Below are 17249 nucleotides of genomic sequence, written 5' to 3'. Positions count from 1 at the left end.
TCCGGGGCTTGACGCCCCGGACATCGCACTGCGGGTGGAACTAGGTGTTATCCCTTGGTGATCTGGTGATACAGCGGGACTGAATCCCAGCCGAAGACGACGTCGCCGACGCTTTCAGCCCACACGCCGTTGACGTTGGAGTACCACAGCGGGATCGTCGGCAGGTCCTTCAGCAGAACCTCCTGAGCGTCCTGGTACTTCGCGGTCGCGTCTTCGACGGTTTCCGCAGCGGCACCCTCCTTGAGGAGCGTGTCGAACTCTTCGCTGCTGTAGCCCTCGTAGTTCGAGCCCGCACCGGTCTGGTACAGCGGCGCGAGGAAGTTGTACAGCGACGGGTAGTCGGCCTGCCATCCGGCGCGAGTGGCACCGGTCAGCTTCTGGGCGTCACGGTCCTCCAACGACGCGGCGAAGGTCGGGTACGGCTTGCCGACCGCGTCGATGCTCAGGGTGTTCTTGATGCTGTTGGCGACGGCATCGACCCAAGCCTGGTGGGGACCGTCTGAGTTGTAGGCGATGTCGAAAACGGTGTCGCCGTATGGTGCGATGGCGTCGGCTTCAGCCCACAGCTTCACGGCTTCCTTGGGGTTGTATTCGAGAACCTCGGCGCCGTCGAGCTGGTCGGAGTAGCCGTCGATGACCGGAGAGGTGAAGTCAGTTGCCGGGGTACGGGTGCCCTGGAAGATGACGTCGGTGATCTCTTCGCGGTTGATCGACATCGAGATGGCTGCACGACGCAGCTCTCCCTCTTCGCCGCTCCAGTGCTCGAGGTAGTAGGGCATGTTGAAGGCCTGGAAGATGGCGGCGGGCTGGTTGACAGCACGGTCACCGAATTCATCCTGGTAGGTCTCAGTCGCCGAGTCCGGGATAGCATCCAGAACGTCGAGGTTGCCGCCCTGGACATCCGCGTAGGCGGCATCCGGAGTGGCGTAGAAGATGATGTTCAGTCCGCCGTTTACGGGTTTGCGAACACCGTCGTAGTCGGGGTTGGTCACCAGGTTGATGCCCTCTTCGTGAACCCAGGCGCCTTCGCCCTCGAGCATGTACGGGCCGTTGCCGACCGGGTTTTCACCGAAGGCGGCCATGTCGTCGTACGCGGCGCTCGGCAGCGGCATGAAGGCCGTGTAGCCGAGGCGCAGCGGCCAGTCGGCCTCGGGCGAGGCAAGCTCGACGGTGAACGTGGTGTCGTCGACGACCTTGAGACCCGCCAGCTCGGCATCGGCCTCGGGGTTGTAGCCGGCGATGTCGTCGAAGAAGTAGGAGGCACCCTGGGCGTTGCTGAACAGCGCACCGTAGTTCCAAGCATCCACGAAGGAGGAAGAGGTGACAGCTTCACCATTGGTGAAGGTCCAGCCGTCGTTCAGCGTGACGGTCCAGTTGGTGGCGTCGTCGGACTCGATCGACTTGGCGACCTCGTTCTCGATGGCCCCGTCAGCGTCGTAGGAGACCAGACCGGCGAAAAGAGACGTCATGATCTTGCCGCCACCGGTTTCGGTGGTGTTGGTCGGGATCAACGGGTTCTGCGGTTCGCTGCCGTTCGTGCTGACGATGGCAGACGAGTCTCCGGCCGGAGCGGCCGGTTCGTCGTTCGACGAAGCGCAACCGGCCAGCGCCAGGGCGCTCACCGAAATGAGCGCGAGGGCGCTCAGGCCCATGCGGGATCTCTTCAAAATTCCTCCTGTGCAAAGGGTTGGCGCCGCAGTGGTTCGAGACCATAGCGGTGCTCTAGTTATCAAAACCATAGGTAGGTCTCGCGCCGGGTGCAAAACGTGGCAGCAAACGTTACCGAGCAGAAACATAAGACGCACGATTCTTGCGCGGAGGAGGAAATTGCCAGTTTTATCTGCGAATCCTGCGAGGATCTCTCACGATGCTTGGGACATTGGTCCGAACGGCGTGTGCAAGCGGTTTCATGAGAGCGGTTTCTGGCTCGTTCGTGCGCCGGTCAACCGTCAGGGCGCAAGATAGAGGGATGTCGAGACACCTGCCCGAACAGCCCGCCACCCTCATCTTCGACGGGGATTGCGGCTTCTGCACGACCGCAGTGCGGTGGCTGGAGCGCACGATGCCCAAGGTGCCCTCTACCGTGCCGTTCCAACGGGCCGACCTTCCGGATTTCGGGCTGACCGAGGAGGAGGCGAGGTCCAGGGTGTGGTTCGTCACCGGTGGCCGGCGTTACGGCGGTGCCGGCGCCGTCGCCGCTTTGTTGCGCGGCCAACCGCATGCGGCTCTGCGCATGCTCGGCTGGTTGGCCACTGTGCCGCCGTGGTCGTGGCTGGCGGACGCCGGATATCACCTCGTGGCCCGGTACCGGTACCGTCTGCCCGGCGGCACTCCGGCGTGCCGGATGCCGGGCGCGGCATGAGCAACATGTCCCCTGGCCCGGCTGGCCCGGCCACCTCATCCGGCTCGGCCGCGTCGCGGGTGCGGCTGCGCTGGGAGATCGCGATCGTGCTTGGGCTCTCGCTCGGCGCCTCAGCGGTGTACTCGGTCGTGTCGATCATCTCCAGGTTGACCGCGGAGGTCGCGCTCAGCGATCAGTCGGCGACCATCAACGGGTCGCAGTCCACGCGCGAGTGGCTGGACTTCACCTACCAATTCCTTGGCATAGTTTTCTCGCTGTTCCCGGTGGCCCTGGTGCTCTACCTGCTGTGGCGGCCCGGTCAGAGCTCGTTCCGTCGGCTCGGGGTGGATTTCACCGAGCCGCGCCGAGATCTTCTGCGCGGCGGCGGGCTGCTGCTGCTCATCGGCATCCCGGGTCTCGGTCTCTACCTGGCCGGCCGGGCGCTGGGCTTCACGGTGGCCGTGGTGCCCTCGCCGCTGGACACCTTCTGGTGGACGATCCCGATCCTGGTATTTTCAGGGCTCCGCGCCGCGCTGAGTGAGGAGCTCATCGTGGTGGGCTACCTCTTCACCCGGCTGCGCGAGCTGGGCTGGAACGCCTGGACCATCATCATCTCGGCGGCGCTACTGCGCGGCAGCTACCACCTCTATCAGGGCATCGGACCGTTCGTGGGCAATGCGCTGATGGGAGTGGTTTTCGGCTGGTGCTACCTGCGTTGGGGGCGGGTGATGCCTCTGGTGATCGCGCACTGGGTGCTCGACATCCTCTCTTTCGTCGGCTACCCGCTTGCCCTCGCCTGGTGGCCAGGGCTGCTTGCTCCGTCCTGAATGCGCACGTGCGATGAGCCGGCCCGTCGCCCTCAGGTGGGGCACGACGGGCCGCGGGTCCGCTACAGGTTGAATTGCGTTCCGGTCGGCGCCTGGCCCGAGAAGGACGTAGACGGGCCGAACTGCCCGGCACCTGTGCAGGTTCTCTGTGACCCCGAGAAAGTCACGGTGGAATACCCATAGACGACCGTTGCCGTCTCGCCGGGTGCGAGGGTCACCGGGATGGACGCCCCGGCCGTCCAGCTCTCGCTGGCAGTTGCCGTGGCGGCGAGCTGGGCCTTGACGGGCGACAGGACCGAGTCCAACGAGATGGAACCGGTGACACTCGCCGAGTGGGTACTTTCGTGCTGCACCTGCAAGGTGATTTCCCGCGTCGTATCGGTGCCGTTGCTTCCGGCCGTTGAGCCGGCGGCCTCGAAGCCCGACGCGGACTGCGTGAAGCTGGTATCCACATAGCCGGGCTCGCACACTGTTTCAGCGGCATTCGCGGCGGCCGGGAAAGCCATCAGCCCCCCGACGATCCCCAGTGTTGAACCGATAAAGGCGAATGTCTTTTTTTTGCGAATCATGAGATTCGCCCCCTTCCGCATGCCGGGAAAGTCCCGGCATCGTTTGACATGCTCGTCCAACGTACGGGAGGTCCGTCCGGAATAGCAACCATGCGCATCCGGTCCGCGAACCGTGAGAAAAGCCCCAAGAATTCGAAATTCTTGGGGCTTTTCTCTCAGTTCGCGAGGGGGAATTACTCGAAAGCCTCGGGCGGCGGGCAGGCGCAGACGAGGTTGCGGTCGCCGTAGGCGTTGTCGATGCGGCGCACGGGCGCCCAGTACTTGTTGCGGATGAGCGAGCGCACCGGGTACACGGCCGTCTCGCGGTCGTAGGGGTGCGTCCACTCCCCCTCGATCACGCTCTGGGCGGTGTGCGGCGCGTTGTGCAGCGGGTTGTCGTCGGCCGGCCAGGTGCCGGCGGCCACGGCATCCGCCTCGGCCTTGATGCCGATCATGGCCTCGATGAACCGGTCGATCTCGCCGAGGTCCTCGCTCTCGGTGGGCTCCACCATGAGGGTGCCCGCCACCGGGAAGCTCATGGTGGGCGCGTGGAAGCCGTAGTCGACGAGGCGCTTGGCCACGTCGTCGACGGTGACCCCGGTCGCCGCGGTGAGCGGGCGAAGGTCGAGGATGCATTCGTGCGCGACCAGGCCGTTGTCGCCGGCATAGAGCACCGGGTAGTGGTCGCTGAGCTGCTTGGCCACGTAGTTGGCCGCGAGCACGGCGGCGCCGGTGGCCTGCTTGAGGCCGTCGGCACCCATCATGCGCACGTAGGCCCACGAGATGGGCAGGATGCTCGGGCTGCCGTAGGGAGCGGCCGAGACCGGGCCACCGCCGTGCACCACGGTCTCGGCACCGGTGGCGCCGAGCAGGTAGTGCACGTCGTCCTGCGCGAGCGGGTGCCCGGGCAGGAACGGCGCGAGGTGCGCCTTGGCCGCGACCGGTCCCACGCCGGGGCCGCCGCCGCCGTGCGGGATGCAGAAGGTCTTGTGCAGGTTGAGGTGCGACACGTCGCCGCCGAAGTCGCCGAATCGGGCAAAGCCGAGCAGGGCGTTCAGGTTTGCGCCGTCCACGTACACCTGGCCGCCGGCGTCGTGCACCGCGGCGCAGATGGCGCCGACCTCGTGCTCGTACACCCCGTGGGTGGACGGGTAGGTGATCATCAGTGCGGCGAGAGCGCCGGCGTGCTCGGCGATCTTGGCACGGAGGTCGTCGAGATCGACGTTGCCAAGCTCGTCGCAGGCGACGACCACCACGCGCATGCCGGCCAGCACGGCGGATGCGGCATTGGTGCCGTGCGCGCTGGACGGGATGAGGCAGACCGTGCGGTCCACGTCGCCGTTGGCGAGGTGGAACCCGCGGATGGCCAGGAGCCCGGCGAGTTCACCCTGGCTGCCGGCGTTGGGCTGCAGCGACACGGAGTCGTAGCCGGTGACATCCGTCAGCCAGGTCTCGAGCTGGCGGATGAGTTCGAGGTAGCCCTCGACGTCGGCTCGCGGCGCGAACGGGTGCAGCCCGCCGAACTCGGGCCAGGTGACGGCCTCCATCTCTGTGGCGGCGTTGAGCTTCATGGTGCAGGAGCCCAGCGGGATCATGCCGCGGTCCAGCGCGTAGTCGTAGTCGGCGAGGCGCTTGAGGTAGCGCATCATGCTCGTCTCCGAGCGGTGCGTGTTGAACACGGCGTGGGTGAGATAGCCGCTGGTGCGGGCGAGGTCCTCGGGCAGGCCGGCCTCGATCGTGCTGAGGTCGACGTGGCCGAAGGCGTCGCGGCCGCCGAAGAAGCCGACCACGGCGGCGACGTCGGCTGTGGTGGTGGTCTCGTCGACCGAGATGCCGATGGTGGTGCCGTCGACCTGGTGCAGGTTGTAGCCGGCTGCGGCGGCATGGGCGACGATGTCGGCGGCACCCGCGGCGACCGAGACCCGCACGGTGTCGAAGAAGCTGCCGTTGTTGACCTCGACGTCGATGGCGCGGAGGGCCGCGACGAGGGCGCCGGCGCGTTCGTGCACCTCGGTGGCGATCGCCTTGAGGCCGTCGGGCCCGTGGTACACGGCGTACATGCCGGCCATGACGGCGAGCAGCACCTGGGCGGTGCAGATGTTGGAGGTGGCCTTGTCGCGGCGGATGTGCTGTTCGCGCACCTGCAGCGACAGGCGGTAGGCGGGGTGTCCGGCGGCGTCGACGCTCACGCCGACGAGGCGGCCGGGCATCTGACGCTCCAGGCCCTTGCGCACGGCGAGGTAGCCGGCGTGCGGTCCGCCGAAGCCCATCGGCACGCCGAAGCGCTGGCTGGTGCCCACGGCCACGTCGGCGCCGAGTTCGCCGGGCGAGGTGATCAGGGTGAGGGCGAGCAGGTCCGCGGCCACCACCGCCAGGGCCTTGTTCTCGTGCGCGAGGGCGATCACAGCGGCGGGGTTCCAGATGCGGCCGGATGCACCGGGATACTGCACGAAGATGCCGAAGTAATCGCCGAGGTCCTCCGCGGTGGTGCTCTCGTCCAGGGGCAGCACGGCCAGTTCGATGCCGAGCGCGTGCGCGCGGTTGCCGAGCAGCGCGTGGGTCTGGGGCAGCGCATCCGCGTCGACGATGAAGCGGTTCGAGGGTGACTTCGACGCCCGGCGGGCCAGCAGCATGCCCTCGACGACCGAGGTGGATTCGTCGAGCATCGACCCGTTGGCGGTGGCCATGCCGGTGAGGTCGGCGACCATGGTCTGGAAGTTGATGATGGCCTCGAGGCGGCCCTGGCTGATCTCCGGCTGGTACGGCGTGTATGCGGTGTACCAGCTGGGGTTCTCCAGCACGTTGCGCTTGATCACGGCGGGCGTGATCGTGTCGTAGTAGCCGAGTCCGATCATCGAGCGCTTGACGGTGTTCTTGTCGGCCAGGGCGCGCAGCTCCTGGATGGCTTGCCGCTCGGTGGCGGCCGGCGGCAGGGTGCTGTCACCCTCGCGGCGGTACTGCTCGACCTGGATGGTGGCCGGAACGGCCGCGTTGACGAGCGACTCGACGCTGGAGTGGCCGAGGACGGCCAGCATGCGGGACTGCGCGTCGGCATCCGTGCCGATGTGACGCTGGGTGAAGGGCTGCGACATGTGTGGAGAGGCTCTTTCCGGGGTCGGTCAGGTCGGGTCGGGTCGGGTCGGGCTGGGTCGGGTCGGGCTATTCGCCGATGATGGCGGAGTACTCGGCGTAGCTGAGCAGCGTGGGGAGGGTCTCGAAGGTGACCTTGATGAGCCAGCCCTCGCCGAGCGGGTCGCTGTTGACGAGTTCGGGGCTGTCGACGACGGCGTCGTTGATCTCGGCGACGGTGCCGTTGATGGGTGCGAAGAGTTCCCCGACCGACTTGGTCGACTCGATCTCGCCGACGACGGTGCCTGCGGCGACGGCGCTGCCCACCTCGGGCAGCTCAACGAAGACCACGTCGCCGAGCTTGTCGGCGGCGTAGGCGGTGATACCCACTGTGGCGGTGTCGCCGTCGACGAGCACCCACTCGTGCTCTGCGGTGTACTGGAGTTCGGTCTTGTCTGCCATGGGGTTTCCTCTCAAAGGGGCGATCACAGGGGTGGATCAGTTCAGGGGCGATGCGCGCGATCTCGCTGCACCGGGTGCGCGGATGCCCGGGACCGGGCCATCCGTGCGCCGTTGCGCTATTTGGGGCGCTTGTAGAACGGCAGGGCGATCACCGTGGCGGGTGCGCGGGTGCCGCGTACGTCGATGAACACCTCGGTGTCGAGTCGGGCCAGCGCCGGCGGCAGGTACGCCATGGCGATCGGGTAGCCCAGGGTGGGCGAGAGTGCACCACTCGTGATGACGCCCTCGGCTTCGGTGGCGTCGGGGCTGCGGAAGATCTGGTAGCCGGCGCGACCGGCGCGCTTGCCGGTGGAGACCAGGCCGACGAGCACGGGGGCGTCGCCGGCGGGGCCTTCCTCGCTGGCGGTGCGGCCGACGAAGTCGGTGGGCTTGGCGAGGTTGACGACCCGGCCAAGGCCCGCCTGGGCGGGGTAGGTGGATGTGGTCAGTTCGTGACCGTAGAGCGGCATCCCGGCTTCGAGGCGCAGGGTGTCGCGGCTGGCGAGACCGGCGGGAACCAGGTCCTGCGGGGCGCCGGCGACGACGATCGCGTCCCAGAGGGCGAGAGCAGAGGCGGCCGACAGGTAGAGCTCGAAGCCGTCCTCGCCGGTGTAGCCGGTGCGAGCGATGAGTACCGGGGTGCCGGCAAAGGTTCCGGTGATCGCGCGGTAGTAGCGCAGGGCCGCCAGGTCGCCGTCGATGCTGAGGCCGGCGGTGGCCTGCACGATGGTGAGGGCGTTGGGGCCCTGCACGGCGATGAGGGCGGTGTCATCGCTCTCATCGGTGACGGTCACGTCGAACCGGGCGGCCCGGGCGGTGAGGGCGTCGAGGGCCTGGTCGTGATTGCCGGCGTTGGCCACCACGAGGAACTCGGTCTCGCCGGTGCGGTAGACGACGAGGTCGTCGATGATGCCGCCGCGGGAGTTGAGCATCAGGCTGTACTTGGCCTGCATGAGGTCGATCACCGAGAGCCGGCCGGCCAGGGCGTGGTCGAGGAACTCGCCGGCCTGCGGGCCGCTGATGCGGATCTCGGCCATGTGGGACAGGTCGAACAGGCCCGCCGCCTTGCGCACGGCGTGGTGCTCGGCGAGGTCGCTGGAGTAGCGCACGGGCATCTGCCAGCCGGCGAAGTCGGTGAAGCTGGCACCGGCGGCCACGTGCGCGGCGTGCAGGGGCGAGAACCGTTCGGTCGCGGCGCTGGTCGGGGCAGGCTCGTTCGAGGAGGGGGTGAGGTCAGGGCTGGCCGAGGTCATGAGTTCTCCGGTTCGTCGCCGGGCTACCTGCCCGACGAGTTGCTCCGGGGCTCGTTCGAACCCCGTTGGGAACTCCCCCTCTGTCGTCTGGCCTGAGAGCTTCGCCGGGGCGCTTGCACGACGCCGGCTTTCACCTTGGGCGGGACTTGGCAGTTCTGACCGGATCCCGCGGAAGCGTGATCCGGACGCGCTGTGCTCATCCGCTTTTCAGAGTGGCCCGTTCGATGCGGTACGAGTACCTGAGAGATTGTCGGGGAGGATTGCTCCTTCGGTGTTCGCTCGTCTCTACGACGTCGAACTCTCCCGCATCGACCGTGTGGCCCGATATTCAGTTGGCTGCTGCTGCGAGTGCAGTCTATCTGACCTCCTCCTCCCGCGAACCGTGAGTTAAGCACCGTATTTTCGCGATTTTGGGTGCTTTTCTCACGGTTCGCGGATGGGTCGGGTGGGGTGTGGGGGCGTGCGGGGGCAGTGTCGGTGGTAGGTGAGACGATCTCATTATGAGTAACCCCGACCAGGCACTACCGCCCGCTCCGGATGATGACCACTACTCTCCGGGGTCCGCTCCACCTGGCAACACCCCCGCCCCTGTCGACCCGGCGCACGCTGGGTCGGCGGAGTCCACCGCGGCCGAACCGGCACTCGAGCCGGCCGGACTCGAGTCCACCGCGGCCGGGCCCGAACCGGCCGGGCCCGCACCGGCCGGGCCCGAACCGGCAGGGCGTGAGGCGTATGTCCCCAATCCGACCTTGGACGAGCTGGTCTGTTCTGAGCTGGCCCGCCGCACCGAACTGATCGCGGCCGAGGCCCGGGCCATCGCCCACGCGCAGGCCCGGCAGGCCGAGTTCCTTGTCGAGCTGCAGAGCTGGAGCGAGGACCCGCAAGTGTCCTCCCGGCTGCACGGCAACCCGGAGAGCATCCGGTTGGCCGACGTGAACGCGGCCAGCATGACCCAGGACCAGGCCCGCGCGGCCGCGTATGGCCGGTGGGAGGACCGGGACGTGGCCCGGCGCACCATCGTGAGTGAGACCGCCTGCCTGCTACGGATGGCCGAACGCACGGTGGAACACCTGATGGAGCAGTCGCTTTGGCTGCTGTCGGCCCCGGCAACCTTTGACGCCCTCTCCAACGGAGAGATCAGCTACCGGCACGCCACCGTGCTCATCGACCAGATGCGCACCCTGCCCGTCGACGACCAGGAGGCCTTCGAGGACAAGGTCCTGCCGGACGCGAAACGATTGCCGGTCAGCAGGTTCACGGACAGGGCCCGCCGGCTCCGGGAGAGACTGCACCCGGAGTCCATCGTGACCCGCACCACCAACGCCCTCGCCGAGAGGCACACCCGGTGGGAGGCAGCCCCGGACGGGATGGGCTGGTTGCACTGGTACGGCACCGCCCACGACACCAAAGCCGCCTACACCCGGATCAACACGATGGCCGTGAAACTGAAAAAACTCGGCGACCCCACCCGGGCCGGCGACGCGGCCGGGAAAGCCGGCGGGTTGGGAAGCGGGCAGGCTGGCGCGGACGCCAGCGCGGGGACAGGCACGGAGGCGGACGCGGCAGCCGGTGCGGGCTCCAACTCGCGCCTGGCTGAGGACGAGGAGCAGCGCAAACGCACCCTGGACCAGCTCCGCGCCGACATCACCCGGGCCCTCCTGCTGGACGGCATCACCCCCGACGGGATGGGCGCCGGGATCCGCGGCACGGTCATGATCACCGTGCCCGTGCTCACCCTGCTCGGCCTGGACGAGGAACCCGCCACCCTCGAAGGCTACGGCCCCATCTCCCCCGAGATGGCCCGACAGATCGCCGGACACGCCCCCAGCTTCACCCGACTACTCACCCACCCCGAAACCGGAGTCGTACTCTCCCTGGGCAAAACCCAACACAAAAACACCAAAGCCATGAAGAAATGGCTGAGGGTGCGCGACGAAACCTGCCGATTCCCCGGCTGCTCCCGGCCCGCGGTCACCAGCGACGTCGACCACACCCACGACTGGGCCGACGGCGGCAACACCGACTGCGACAACCTCGCCCATCTCTGCGAACCCCACCACCGACTCAAACACCTCACCCACTGGCGAGTCACTCAGGAACCCGGCGGGATCCTGCTCTGGACCTCCCCGGGCAAACGCAGCTACCGCACCGACCCCGCCAACCCGATGGGACCACCCCGGCCACAACCACCGGTGGTGGGTCCGAAAACCCGGAAACGACCCCCGGAGGATAGCTACCTGATGCCTCCCCGGCACCGGCCAACCCGGACACCCACACCACCGGTCCCCGAGGACCCGCCGTTCTAGCAACTACGCTGTGCTAGAAACTACGCCGTTCTAAAAACTAGAGGAGCAGTTTGAAACCCACGTGGGACGGGGCGAAGCCGAGGCGTTCGTAGAAGCGATGAGCGTCCAGGCGCGAGGCGTCGGAGGTAAGTTGCACCAGCCGGCAACCGCGGTCGCGGCCGTACTCGACGGCCCAGGACAAGATCGCGCTGCCCAGGCCGTTGCCGCGCAGGGCCGCGCTCACCCGCACGGCCTCGATCTGCAGCCGGGTGGCACCGGAACGAGCGAGCCCGGGCAACACTGTGAGCTGCTGAGTGGCCACCACATTCCCGGCGGGATCGTCGACGACCACGAGGAACTGATCGGTCGATCGGCTGATCGCCTCGAAGGCCGCCAGGTACGGCGCGAGATCCTCCGGCGCAGTGGATTCGTCGCTGGAACGCAGCCGGTCGTCGGCGAGCAGGCCGACGATCGCGGCCACGTCCCCAGCGAGCGCCCGGCGCAGGATGAATGGTCCGCCGGGTAGGTCGAAAACAGCCTCAGTCATCCGTCCAGCATGCCAGTGCCTTGCGGGTCAGTATCCGTTCGAGAACACCGGGGCGCCATCGACCATTTCGACGATGCCGTTAACGGAGAAGTCCACGGTGGCCGTCTCCGGTAACACCTGGCCGCGATAATCCGTATTCGTATAGGTCACGGTGGCCGAGCCGAGGTCGTCGGTGGAGACGGACCACTCGCCGCCGTTCGAGCTACCCATAGAGGTCACCGCCGGTTCGTCGATGATCCAGACGACATCGGTGATGGTGCCGTGGTCGACGACGTAGATCGGGCAGTTGTCGGCGTGCAGCGACTTCTGCGCCACGCAGCCGGCCAGGTATCCGGCCACCTGCTCATCGATGCTCGCAGCGAACTTGGCGGTCGGTTCGAGGCTGAGCTGTGCGCTGCTTGATGCTGTGGCGACTCCCACCTGAACCGTCTGTGGTTCCGCGGCCAGCCACTCGTCGTCCGCGGCACTGCCGATGACGTAGTCTCCGGCGAAGGCCGGAACCTCCAGGTAGCCGCTCTCCTGGACCTCGCCGGTCAGTTCGAATGCGGTGCCGTTGACATCGATCGTTTCGATGCCGGGCGAAACCAAGATCGACACCGTTGGCAGCCAGACCGGTTTCATCGTCCAGGTGTTGAAGAACAGGGCCGTCGTGCCGGACTTCTGCAGCTGGTAGGCCGCTTCCTCCTTCACACCGCCTTGGTCGACGTTCGCCGTCACCACAGCGGTGTCGCGAGCGATGGTGACGTCGGTGATCGTGTAGCCGGTGATCCTGCTCTTGGTGACCTTGAGGACCTTGTCGGTGAGCAGAACGCGCTCCTGAGCCGAGGCGTTGACATCGCCGAGCGCCAGGGCCGCCGACGCGTCACCGTCAACGATCGCGTCCAGGTAGCTTTCGACCTGGTTCTCGGGGCTGTACACCATCTGATTGACCATCGATACGGCAATGGATGCGCCGAGGACGACAACAACGGCCCCAGTAACGGCGGAGAGCGCGATCCGCACCCGACGCCTCTTCTCGGGAGTCATCGGCATGGGAAAGGGCGTCGCGGTGACGACGGGCACGTCGCATGTGAGCGGAATGTAGGCGGCCGCTGGAGCGTCAATCGCTCGCCGGGCACTCCGCGCACCAGGGACGCGAGGCGGGTGCCCACCGTCGGAGCGGTCGGTCCGGTCGGTCCGGTCGGCGCTGTCGGCAGCGCCGCGCCCGAAGTGCCGTATGGCGCGGCGACCGGCCCAGGTGTGGGGACAGGCATCACGACCGCCCCAGCGGCTGCTGCGTCGCGTGTGCAGTCTGTGTTGTCTGTGTTGTCTGTTTTTTCTGCGCGGACTGCGCTGACTGCGCTGACCGCGCTGACCGCGTTGACTGTTTCATCGGTGCTGTCTGCACTCGCTCCGGAATCGAGATTCCCACCCACTTGTTGTCCATGCTTCCCCCAGCTTTCGCTTGAAGCGTAGCGGAAAAAAGCTGGCCAGCGCCTAAGTCCGGCACCGACGTATCACCGGCTTCTACGCACGGCTGGGGTGTGCGGATGTCGACGTGCGCGTGCTCGCCAAACGGCTCGACTGATCTACCCGCAGGGCGGACTCGCCAATGGGATGCCTAACCCCCAGCCATTCCCGGCCGTCCAGGTGCTTGGTTTTCCTCCGGGAGCGTGATTCGCTGGGGTCATGTCGATACAGGGGAACCCACCCGACGAGCCTGAGATCCCAGAGACCCCGGCCGCCGGTGTGCACGCAGGCACGTCGGGCCTGCCGATGTTCCCGCTCGGCTCCGTGCTCTTTCCGTACATGCCGTTGCAGCTGAGGGTGTTCGAGGAGCGTTACCTCATCATGCTGGCGAGCATCCTGGAATCGGAACCCGCCGAATTCGGGGTTGTCCTCATCGAACGCGGCCAGGAGGTGGGCGGTGGTGAACACCCGTTCAGCACCGGCACCGTCGCGCAGGTGCTCGAGCTGGTGGCGCCGGAGGGGTTCGTCGGCCTCGTAGCGCAGGGTGACCGACGCATCGAGGTTGTCCAGTGGAGTCAGGACACCCCGTTTCCGCAGGCCGTGGTGCGCGAGCTGCCCGCCCTGGTCTGGGACGACGCCCTCACCCCGCTGCGAGTGCTGGCCGAGCAAACCGTGCGCCGCACCCTGTCCCTGGCCAGCGAATTCACCGACGACGCCTGGTCGGCCAATGTCGCCCTATCGGAGGACCCCGTCGAGGCTGCCTGGCAACTAGCCGGCATAGCGCCGGTCGGTCCCCTTGACCAGGTCGAGATGCTGCGGTCTACCACCATGGCCGGCCTGCTGCGGTCCATCTTCGACTACACCGAAGCGGCCGCGGACGCGTTCAGGGTTCCCTCCCCAGGCGACCTGGACACCGACGACCTGGACTCCGACGACCTAGACCCTGACGACCTGGACTCGGGCGCCTGAACGTCGGGCGCCCGAGCGTCGGGCGCCCGGCTCGCCGTCGGCGCGCCTACTCGTAGCTGAGGCTCTCCACCGGCGAACGCCGCGCCGCCGCACTGGCCGGCACGACGGTGGCCAGCAAACCGGCCACCAGCGCCCCCAGCAAGACGATACCCAACTGAGTCCATGGCAGATGCACCGTCAACGCGAGTTTCTGCGCCTGCAGTGCCACCGCCGACAGACCGGCCCAGGCGTACAGCACGCCCAGCCCGACACCGCAGGCCGCGGCCACCACCGTGATCAGCGTCGCCTCGATTCCCAGGGTGGTCCGAAGCTGACCCCGGGTCAGGCCGAGGGCGCGCAACAGCGCGGACTCGCGGCGCCGCTCGTACACTGACAACGCCATCGTGTTGGCCACCCCCACGCAGGCGATCACCACCGCCATCGTGAGCAGGGCCAGCACGATGAGCAGCATCACGTCGAGGATCTGCTCGTAATAGGTGCGCTCCGGCGCACCCCCGCCCACAGTGAACGTCTCGCTCACCGACAGGATGTCACTGCTCAGCTCCTGCACCTGACTGCTGGTGATCCCGTCGCCCAACCGGAGCTGCACCTGCCCGGTGACCGGCGTAACCACCAGTCCGAGCAGGTCGGTCTTGGTCAGCGTCGCCTGCTTGCGCGGCGCGGTCGCCGCGAAAGCCACTGTCAGCTCGGCGCTGCCGGCATCCCCGGTCACCGTCACGTTCTCGCCGTCCTGCATGGCGCCGGCGTCCGCGGGATTGAGCAGGAGTTGTCCGTCTTCGGGCAGCAGAACCGGCGACCGCGCCACGCGCTGCGCTTCGACCGAGTCGAGGCCGCGAGCCGGCAACACCACGAACGCTCCGCCGGCCGGGGTGATGGTGAGCTGGGCCGAGGCCACCGAGGTGGCATCCTGGACATCGGGCATCGCACTGATGCCGTCGATCTGCTCCGCCGTCATCCCCACCGGGTCCACCGACTGCACGGTGAGGTCGACTGGGCGTTTCTCGTCGATCTTGTCGCCGATCGAGGTGCGCACCGACGTGACGCCCACCACCATCATCGTCACCAGCGTCACCCCCACCAGCAGGGCAGCGGCCGTCGACGCCGTGCGCGCGGGATTGCGGGTGGCGTTGCGGGCGGCCAGCCGGGCCGGCACCGACGTCCAGCCGATCGTTGACCCGACCAGTCTCACGATCCACGGGATGAACAGGGCGGAGGCGAGCAGGATGCCGAGAAAACTGACCACGCCCGACACGACCGCCAGGGTCAGGCCCGACCGGGTCGCCCCGAGGTACAGGCCGGTTCCGCCGAGCCCGACGAGGGCCAGGGCCACGACCGCACCGATGACCCCCTGGCGCACGCCGGCCGGCGCTGCGACGGCCCGCAGGGCGGCAACCGGGCGCACCCGGGTGGCCCGGTGCGCCGGGGAGAGTGCGGAACCCACTGTGAGCAGCACCCCGATCCCGAACCCGACGGACAGTAGCGCCGGATCGATCAGGAGCCGGCCGAGGTGCACACCGGATGCGCCGTCCCGGCTGAGTTCAGCCAGCATGCCCGCCCCGGCCACGCCGATGCCCACCCCGAGCGCTGAGGCCACCAGACCCAGCAACAGGGCCTCGCCCAGGATCAACCGGCGCACCTGGCCGGCACCGGCGCCGACGCAGCGCAGCAGCGCCAGCTCCCTGGTGCGCTGGCTGACCAGCACCTGGAAGGTGTTGGCGATCACGATGGACGCCACGAACAGGGCGATCGCGGCGAAGGCCATCAGGATGCTCGTGAGCACGGTGGCGCTGCCGGAGAGTTGGGCGGTCTGGTCGTCGACGGCCTCTGTCCGGGTCTGCACCAGGATGCCTGACGCTCCGGCCACGACGTCCGACACCGACGCCGCGACGGCATCCGCATCATCGCCGGCGACCAGGATCGACGTCGACAGGCTGAACAAGGCCGGATCGTTGAGGGCCTTCGCCTGCATCAGGAGGGTGGGACCGCCGGAGCCGACGCCGGCGGCCTGCTGGGCGGTGATGCCCACGACCGTCACGGCTGTGGGGCTCACCCCCGAGCCGACGGCGGCGACCGTCAGGCTGTCCCCCTCGGCCGCCGGAAGTGACTCGGCGGTCGCCTGGTCGATCGTGGTCTCGGTGGGTGTCTGGGGCCATCGGCCCGAGGTGAGGGTCTGCCAGCGCACCGACTCGTCCAGCACCGCACCGATCTGCGCCACACTGCGGGTCTCGCCGAACCGGAGGTCCACATACGCGAGCCGTTCCACGTCGGCACCGGTCACCCCGGGGGCAGCCCGCACCTCCGGCAGCAGGGTGATCAGCACATCGGAGGAGGTGCGCGGGTCGGAACTGGCAAGCTCGGCCACCGTCTGGGTGACCAGCACGTCGGCCCTGGCCATGCTCGCCGCGAGGGAGTCCTCGGTGGTGCGCGTGAATGTGGCCGAGAGGGTCAGCGTCGCGACAACGAAACCCACCGAGAGCGCCACCGCCAGTCCCGTCGCCAGCAGCCGGGCCAGCGTGGCGCGCAGGCCGGCGAAAAGGACGGTGATCACAGGGTCGGACCGGGCAGCGCCACATCGGGCACCTCCGCACCGGGCAGCGCCGCACCGTGCACCGCCACACCGTGCAGCGCCGAGAGCACGGAGTCGACCGTCGGGGCGTGCAACTCGCCTGCGAGACGCCCGTCGCCGAGGAGCACGACGCGGTCGGAGTACGCGGCCGCCACGGCGTCATGGGTGACCATGATCACCGTCTGGCCCCACTGGTCCACGCTTGTGCGCAGCAGCGCGAGCACCTCGGCGCCGGCCACGGAGTCGAGATTGCCGGTGGGCTCGTCGGCGAAGATCACGGCCGGCCGGCCGAGCAGCGCCCGCGCCACCGCCACCCGCTGCTGCTGCCCGCCGGACAACTCATGCGGGCGGTGTTTCAGTCGGCCGGTGAGCCCAAGGGTCTGCACGACCTCGTCGAACCAGGCCCGGTCCACCCGGCGCCGTGCCAACGCCAGGGGAAGAACGATGTTCTGCCTGGCCGTGAGGGTGGGCACGAGGTTGTAGGCCTGGAAGACGAACCCGATCTTCTCCCGGCGGAGCCTGGTGAGCCCGCGATCACGCAACCCGGTGATCGGGATTCCGTCGATCCAGACGGTGCCGCTGCTGACGGTGTCAAGCCCGGCCAGGCAGTGCATCAGGGTGGATTTGCCCGACCCCGACGGTCCCATCACGGCGGCGAACTGGCCGTGGGGAAAGTCCACAGAGACGTCGGCGAGCGCGGCGACCGCCGATTCCCCTCGACCGTAGGTCTTGCGAAGCGCCTGTGCCGCCACTGCGGCGTCACCGGTGCTGTGAGATTCGGTCATTGTCACTCCCCCGCGTGAATGTCGACACTCAGGCGAGTGCCTCCGTCGGTGTGCCCGGATGCGCGGCCGCGCGTTCACCGGCACGCCATCAGGCCGGGAACGGATTGTC

Annotated in this window: 13 protein-coding genes and 2 riboswitches; of the genes, 4 read left to right on the top strand and 9 right to left on the bottom strand. The window is 67.9% G+C overall.

Translation table 11 applies throughout. The annotated features are described in order from the left end of the window. Positions 1-47: 47 nt before the first annotated feature. Positions 48-1667 carry an ABC transporter substrate-binding protein gene (locus tag BJQ95_RS05185; protein WP_130178182.1) on the bottom strand — a complete coding sequence of 540 codons (1620 nt, stop codon included), beginning with the start codon at positions 1665-1667 and terminating at the stop codon, positions 48-50. Positions 1668-1969: 302 nt separating this feature from the next. On the opposite strand from BJQ95_RS05185, the gene BJQ95_RS05180 reads away from it, so the two are divergent. Then, positions 1970-2362 (top strand): thiol-disulfide oxidoreductase DCC family protein, encoded by a 393-nt coding sequence (locus BJQ95_RS05180; RefSeq protein ID WP_130178181.1) that lies wholly within the window; start codon positions 1970-1972, stop codon positions 2360-2362. Next, positions 2359-3168, top strand: coding sequence for a CPBP family intramembrane glutamic endopeptidase (locus tag BJQ95_RS05175; RefSeq protein ID WP_240694795.1), 810 nt, complete (start codon positions 2359-2361; stop codon positions 3166-3168). Before BJQ95_RS05180 ends, BJQ95_RS05175 begins: the two co-directional genes overlap by 4 nt. A 62-nt stretch (positions 3169-3230) precedes the next feature. Here BJQ95_RS05175 and BJQ95_RS05170 read toward each other — a convergent pair whose 3' ends face one another. From BJQ95_RS05170 to gcvT, 4 genes are all read right to left on the bottom strand, one after another. Next, positions 3231-3737 (bottom strand): hypothetical protein, encoded by a 507-nt coding sequence (locus BJQ95_RS05170; RefSeq protein ID WP_130178180.1) that lies wholly within the window; start codon positions 3735-3737, stop codon positions 3231-3233. 173 nt (positions 3738-3910) lie between these two features. After that, positions 3911-6808 carry an aminomethyl-transferring glycine dehydrogenase gene (gene gcvP, locus BJQ95_RS05165; protein ID WP_130178179.1) on the bottom strand — a complete coding sequence of 966 codons (2898 nt, stop codon included), beginning with the start codon at positions 6806-6808 and terminating at the stop codon, positions 3911-3913. Positions 6809-6875: 67 nt separating this feature from the next. Beyond that, positions 6876-7247 (bottom strand): glycine cleavage system protein GcvH, encoded by a 372-nt coding sequence (gene gcvH, locus BJQ95_RS05160; RefSeq protein WP_130178178.1) that lies wholly within the window; start codon positions 7245-7247, stop codon positions 6876-6878. Between the two features lie 116 nt (positions 7248-7363). Continuing rightward, the gene (gene gcvT / locus BJQ95_RS05155; protein ID WP_130178177.1) at positions 7364-8539 is read right to left on the bottom strand and encodes a glycine cleavage system aminomethyltransferase GcvT; all 1176 of its coding nucleotides are present in this window, start codon (positions 8537-8539) and stop codon (positions 7364-7366) included. Positions 8540-8612: 73 nt separating this feature from the next. Then, a riboswitch (glycine riboswitch) is annotated at positions 8613-8755 on the bottom strand. A 1-nt stretch (position 8756) separates the two neighbouring features. Continuing rightward, positions 8757-8855, bottom strand: a riboswitch (glycine riboswitch). A gap of 184 nt (positions 8856-9039) precedes the next feature. Here gcvT and BJQ95_RS05150 point away from each other — a divergent pair. Beyond that, complete coding sequence (locus BJQ95_RS05150) at positions 9040-10845, top strand: HNH endonuclease signature motif containing protein (protein WP_256041532.1); 1806 nt, start codon at positions 9040-9042, stop codon at positions 10843-10845. Positions 10846-10882: 37 nt separating this feature from the next. Here the strand turns inward: BJQ95_RS05150 and BJQ95_RS05145 are convergent, their stop codons facing one another. Both BJQ95_RS05145 and BJQ95_RS05140 read right to left on the bottom strand, forming a co-directional pair. Then, a complete protein-coding gene (locus BJQ95_RS05145; RefSeq protein WP_130176459.1) occupies positions 10883-11371 on the bottom strand; it encodes a GNAT family N-acetyltransferase in 489 nt (162 codons plus the stop codon). Between the two features lie 27 nt (positions 11372-11398). Continuing rightward, a complete protein-coding gene (locus tag BJQ95_RS05140; RefSeq protein ID WP_130176460.1) occupies positions 11399-12397 on the bottom strand; it encodes a hypothetical protein in 999 nt (332 codons plus the stop codon). A gap of 642 nt (positions 12398-13039) precedes the next feature. Here BJQ95_RS05140 and BJQ95_RS05135 point away from each other — a divergent pair. Then, positions 13040-13789, top strand: a complete 750-nt coding sequence (locus BJQ95_RS05135) for an LON peptidase substrate-binding domain-containing protein (RefSeq protein ID WP_240694605.1) — start codon at positions 13040-13042, stop codon at positions 13787-13789. 46 nt (positions 13790-13835) lie between these two features. Here the strand turns inward: BJQ95_RS05135 and BJQ95_RS05130 are convergent, their stop codons facing one another. Continuing rightward, the gene (locus BJQ95_RS05130) at positions 13836-16337 is read right to left on the bottom strand and encodes an FtsX-like permease family protein (RefSeq protein ID WP_130176461.1); all 2502 of its coding nucleotides are present in this window, start codon (positions 16335-16337) and stop codon (positions 13836-13838) included. Further along, on the bottom strand, positions 16334-17140 hold the full coding sequence (locus tag BJQ95_RS05125; RefSeq protein ID WP_130176462.1) for an ABC transporter ATP-binding protein: 807 nt from the start codon (positions 17138-17140) through the stop codon (positions 16334-16336). Before BJQ95_RS05125 ends, BJQ95_RS05130 begins: the two co-directional genes overlap by 4 nt. Positions 17141-17249 lie beyond the last annotated feature (109 nt).

This window comes from Cryobacterium sp. SO1, assembly GCF_004210215.2.
Taxonomy (GTDB): Bacteria; Actinomycetota; Actinomycetes; order Actinomycetales; family Microbacteriaceae; genus Cryobacterium.
This window is presented reverse-complemented; position numbering and strand designations above follow the sequence as displayed.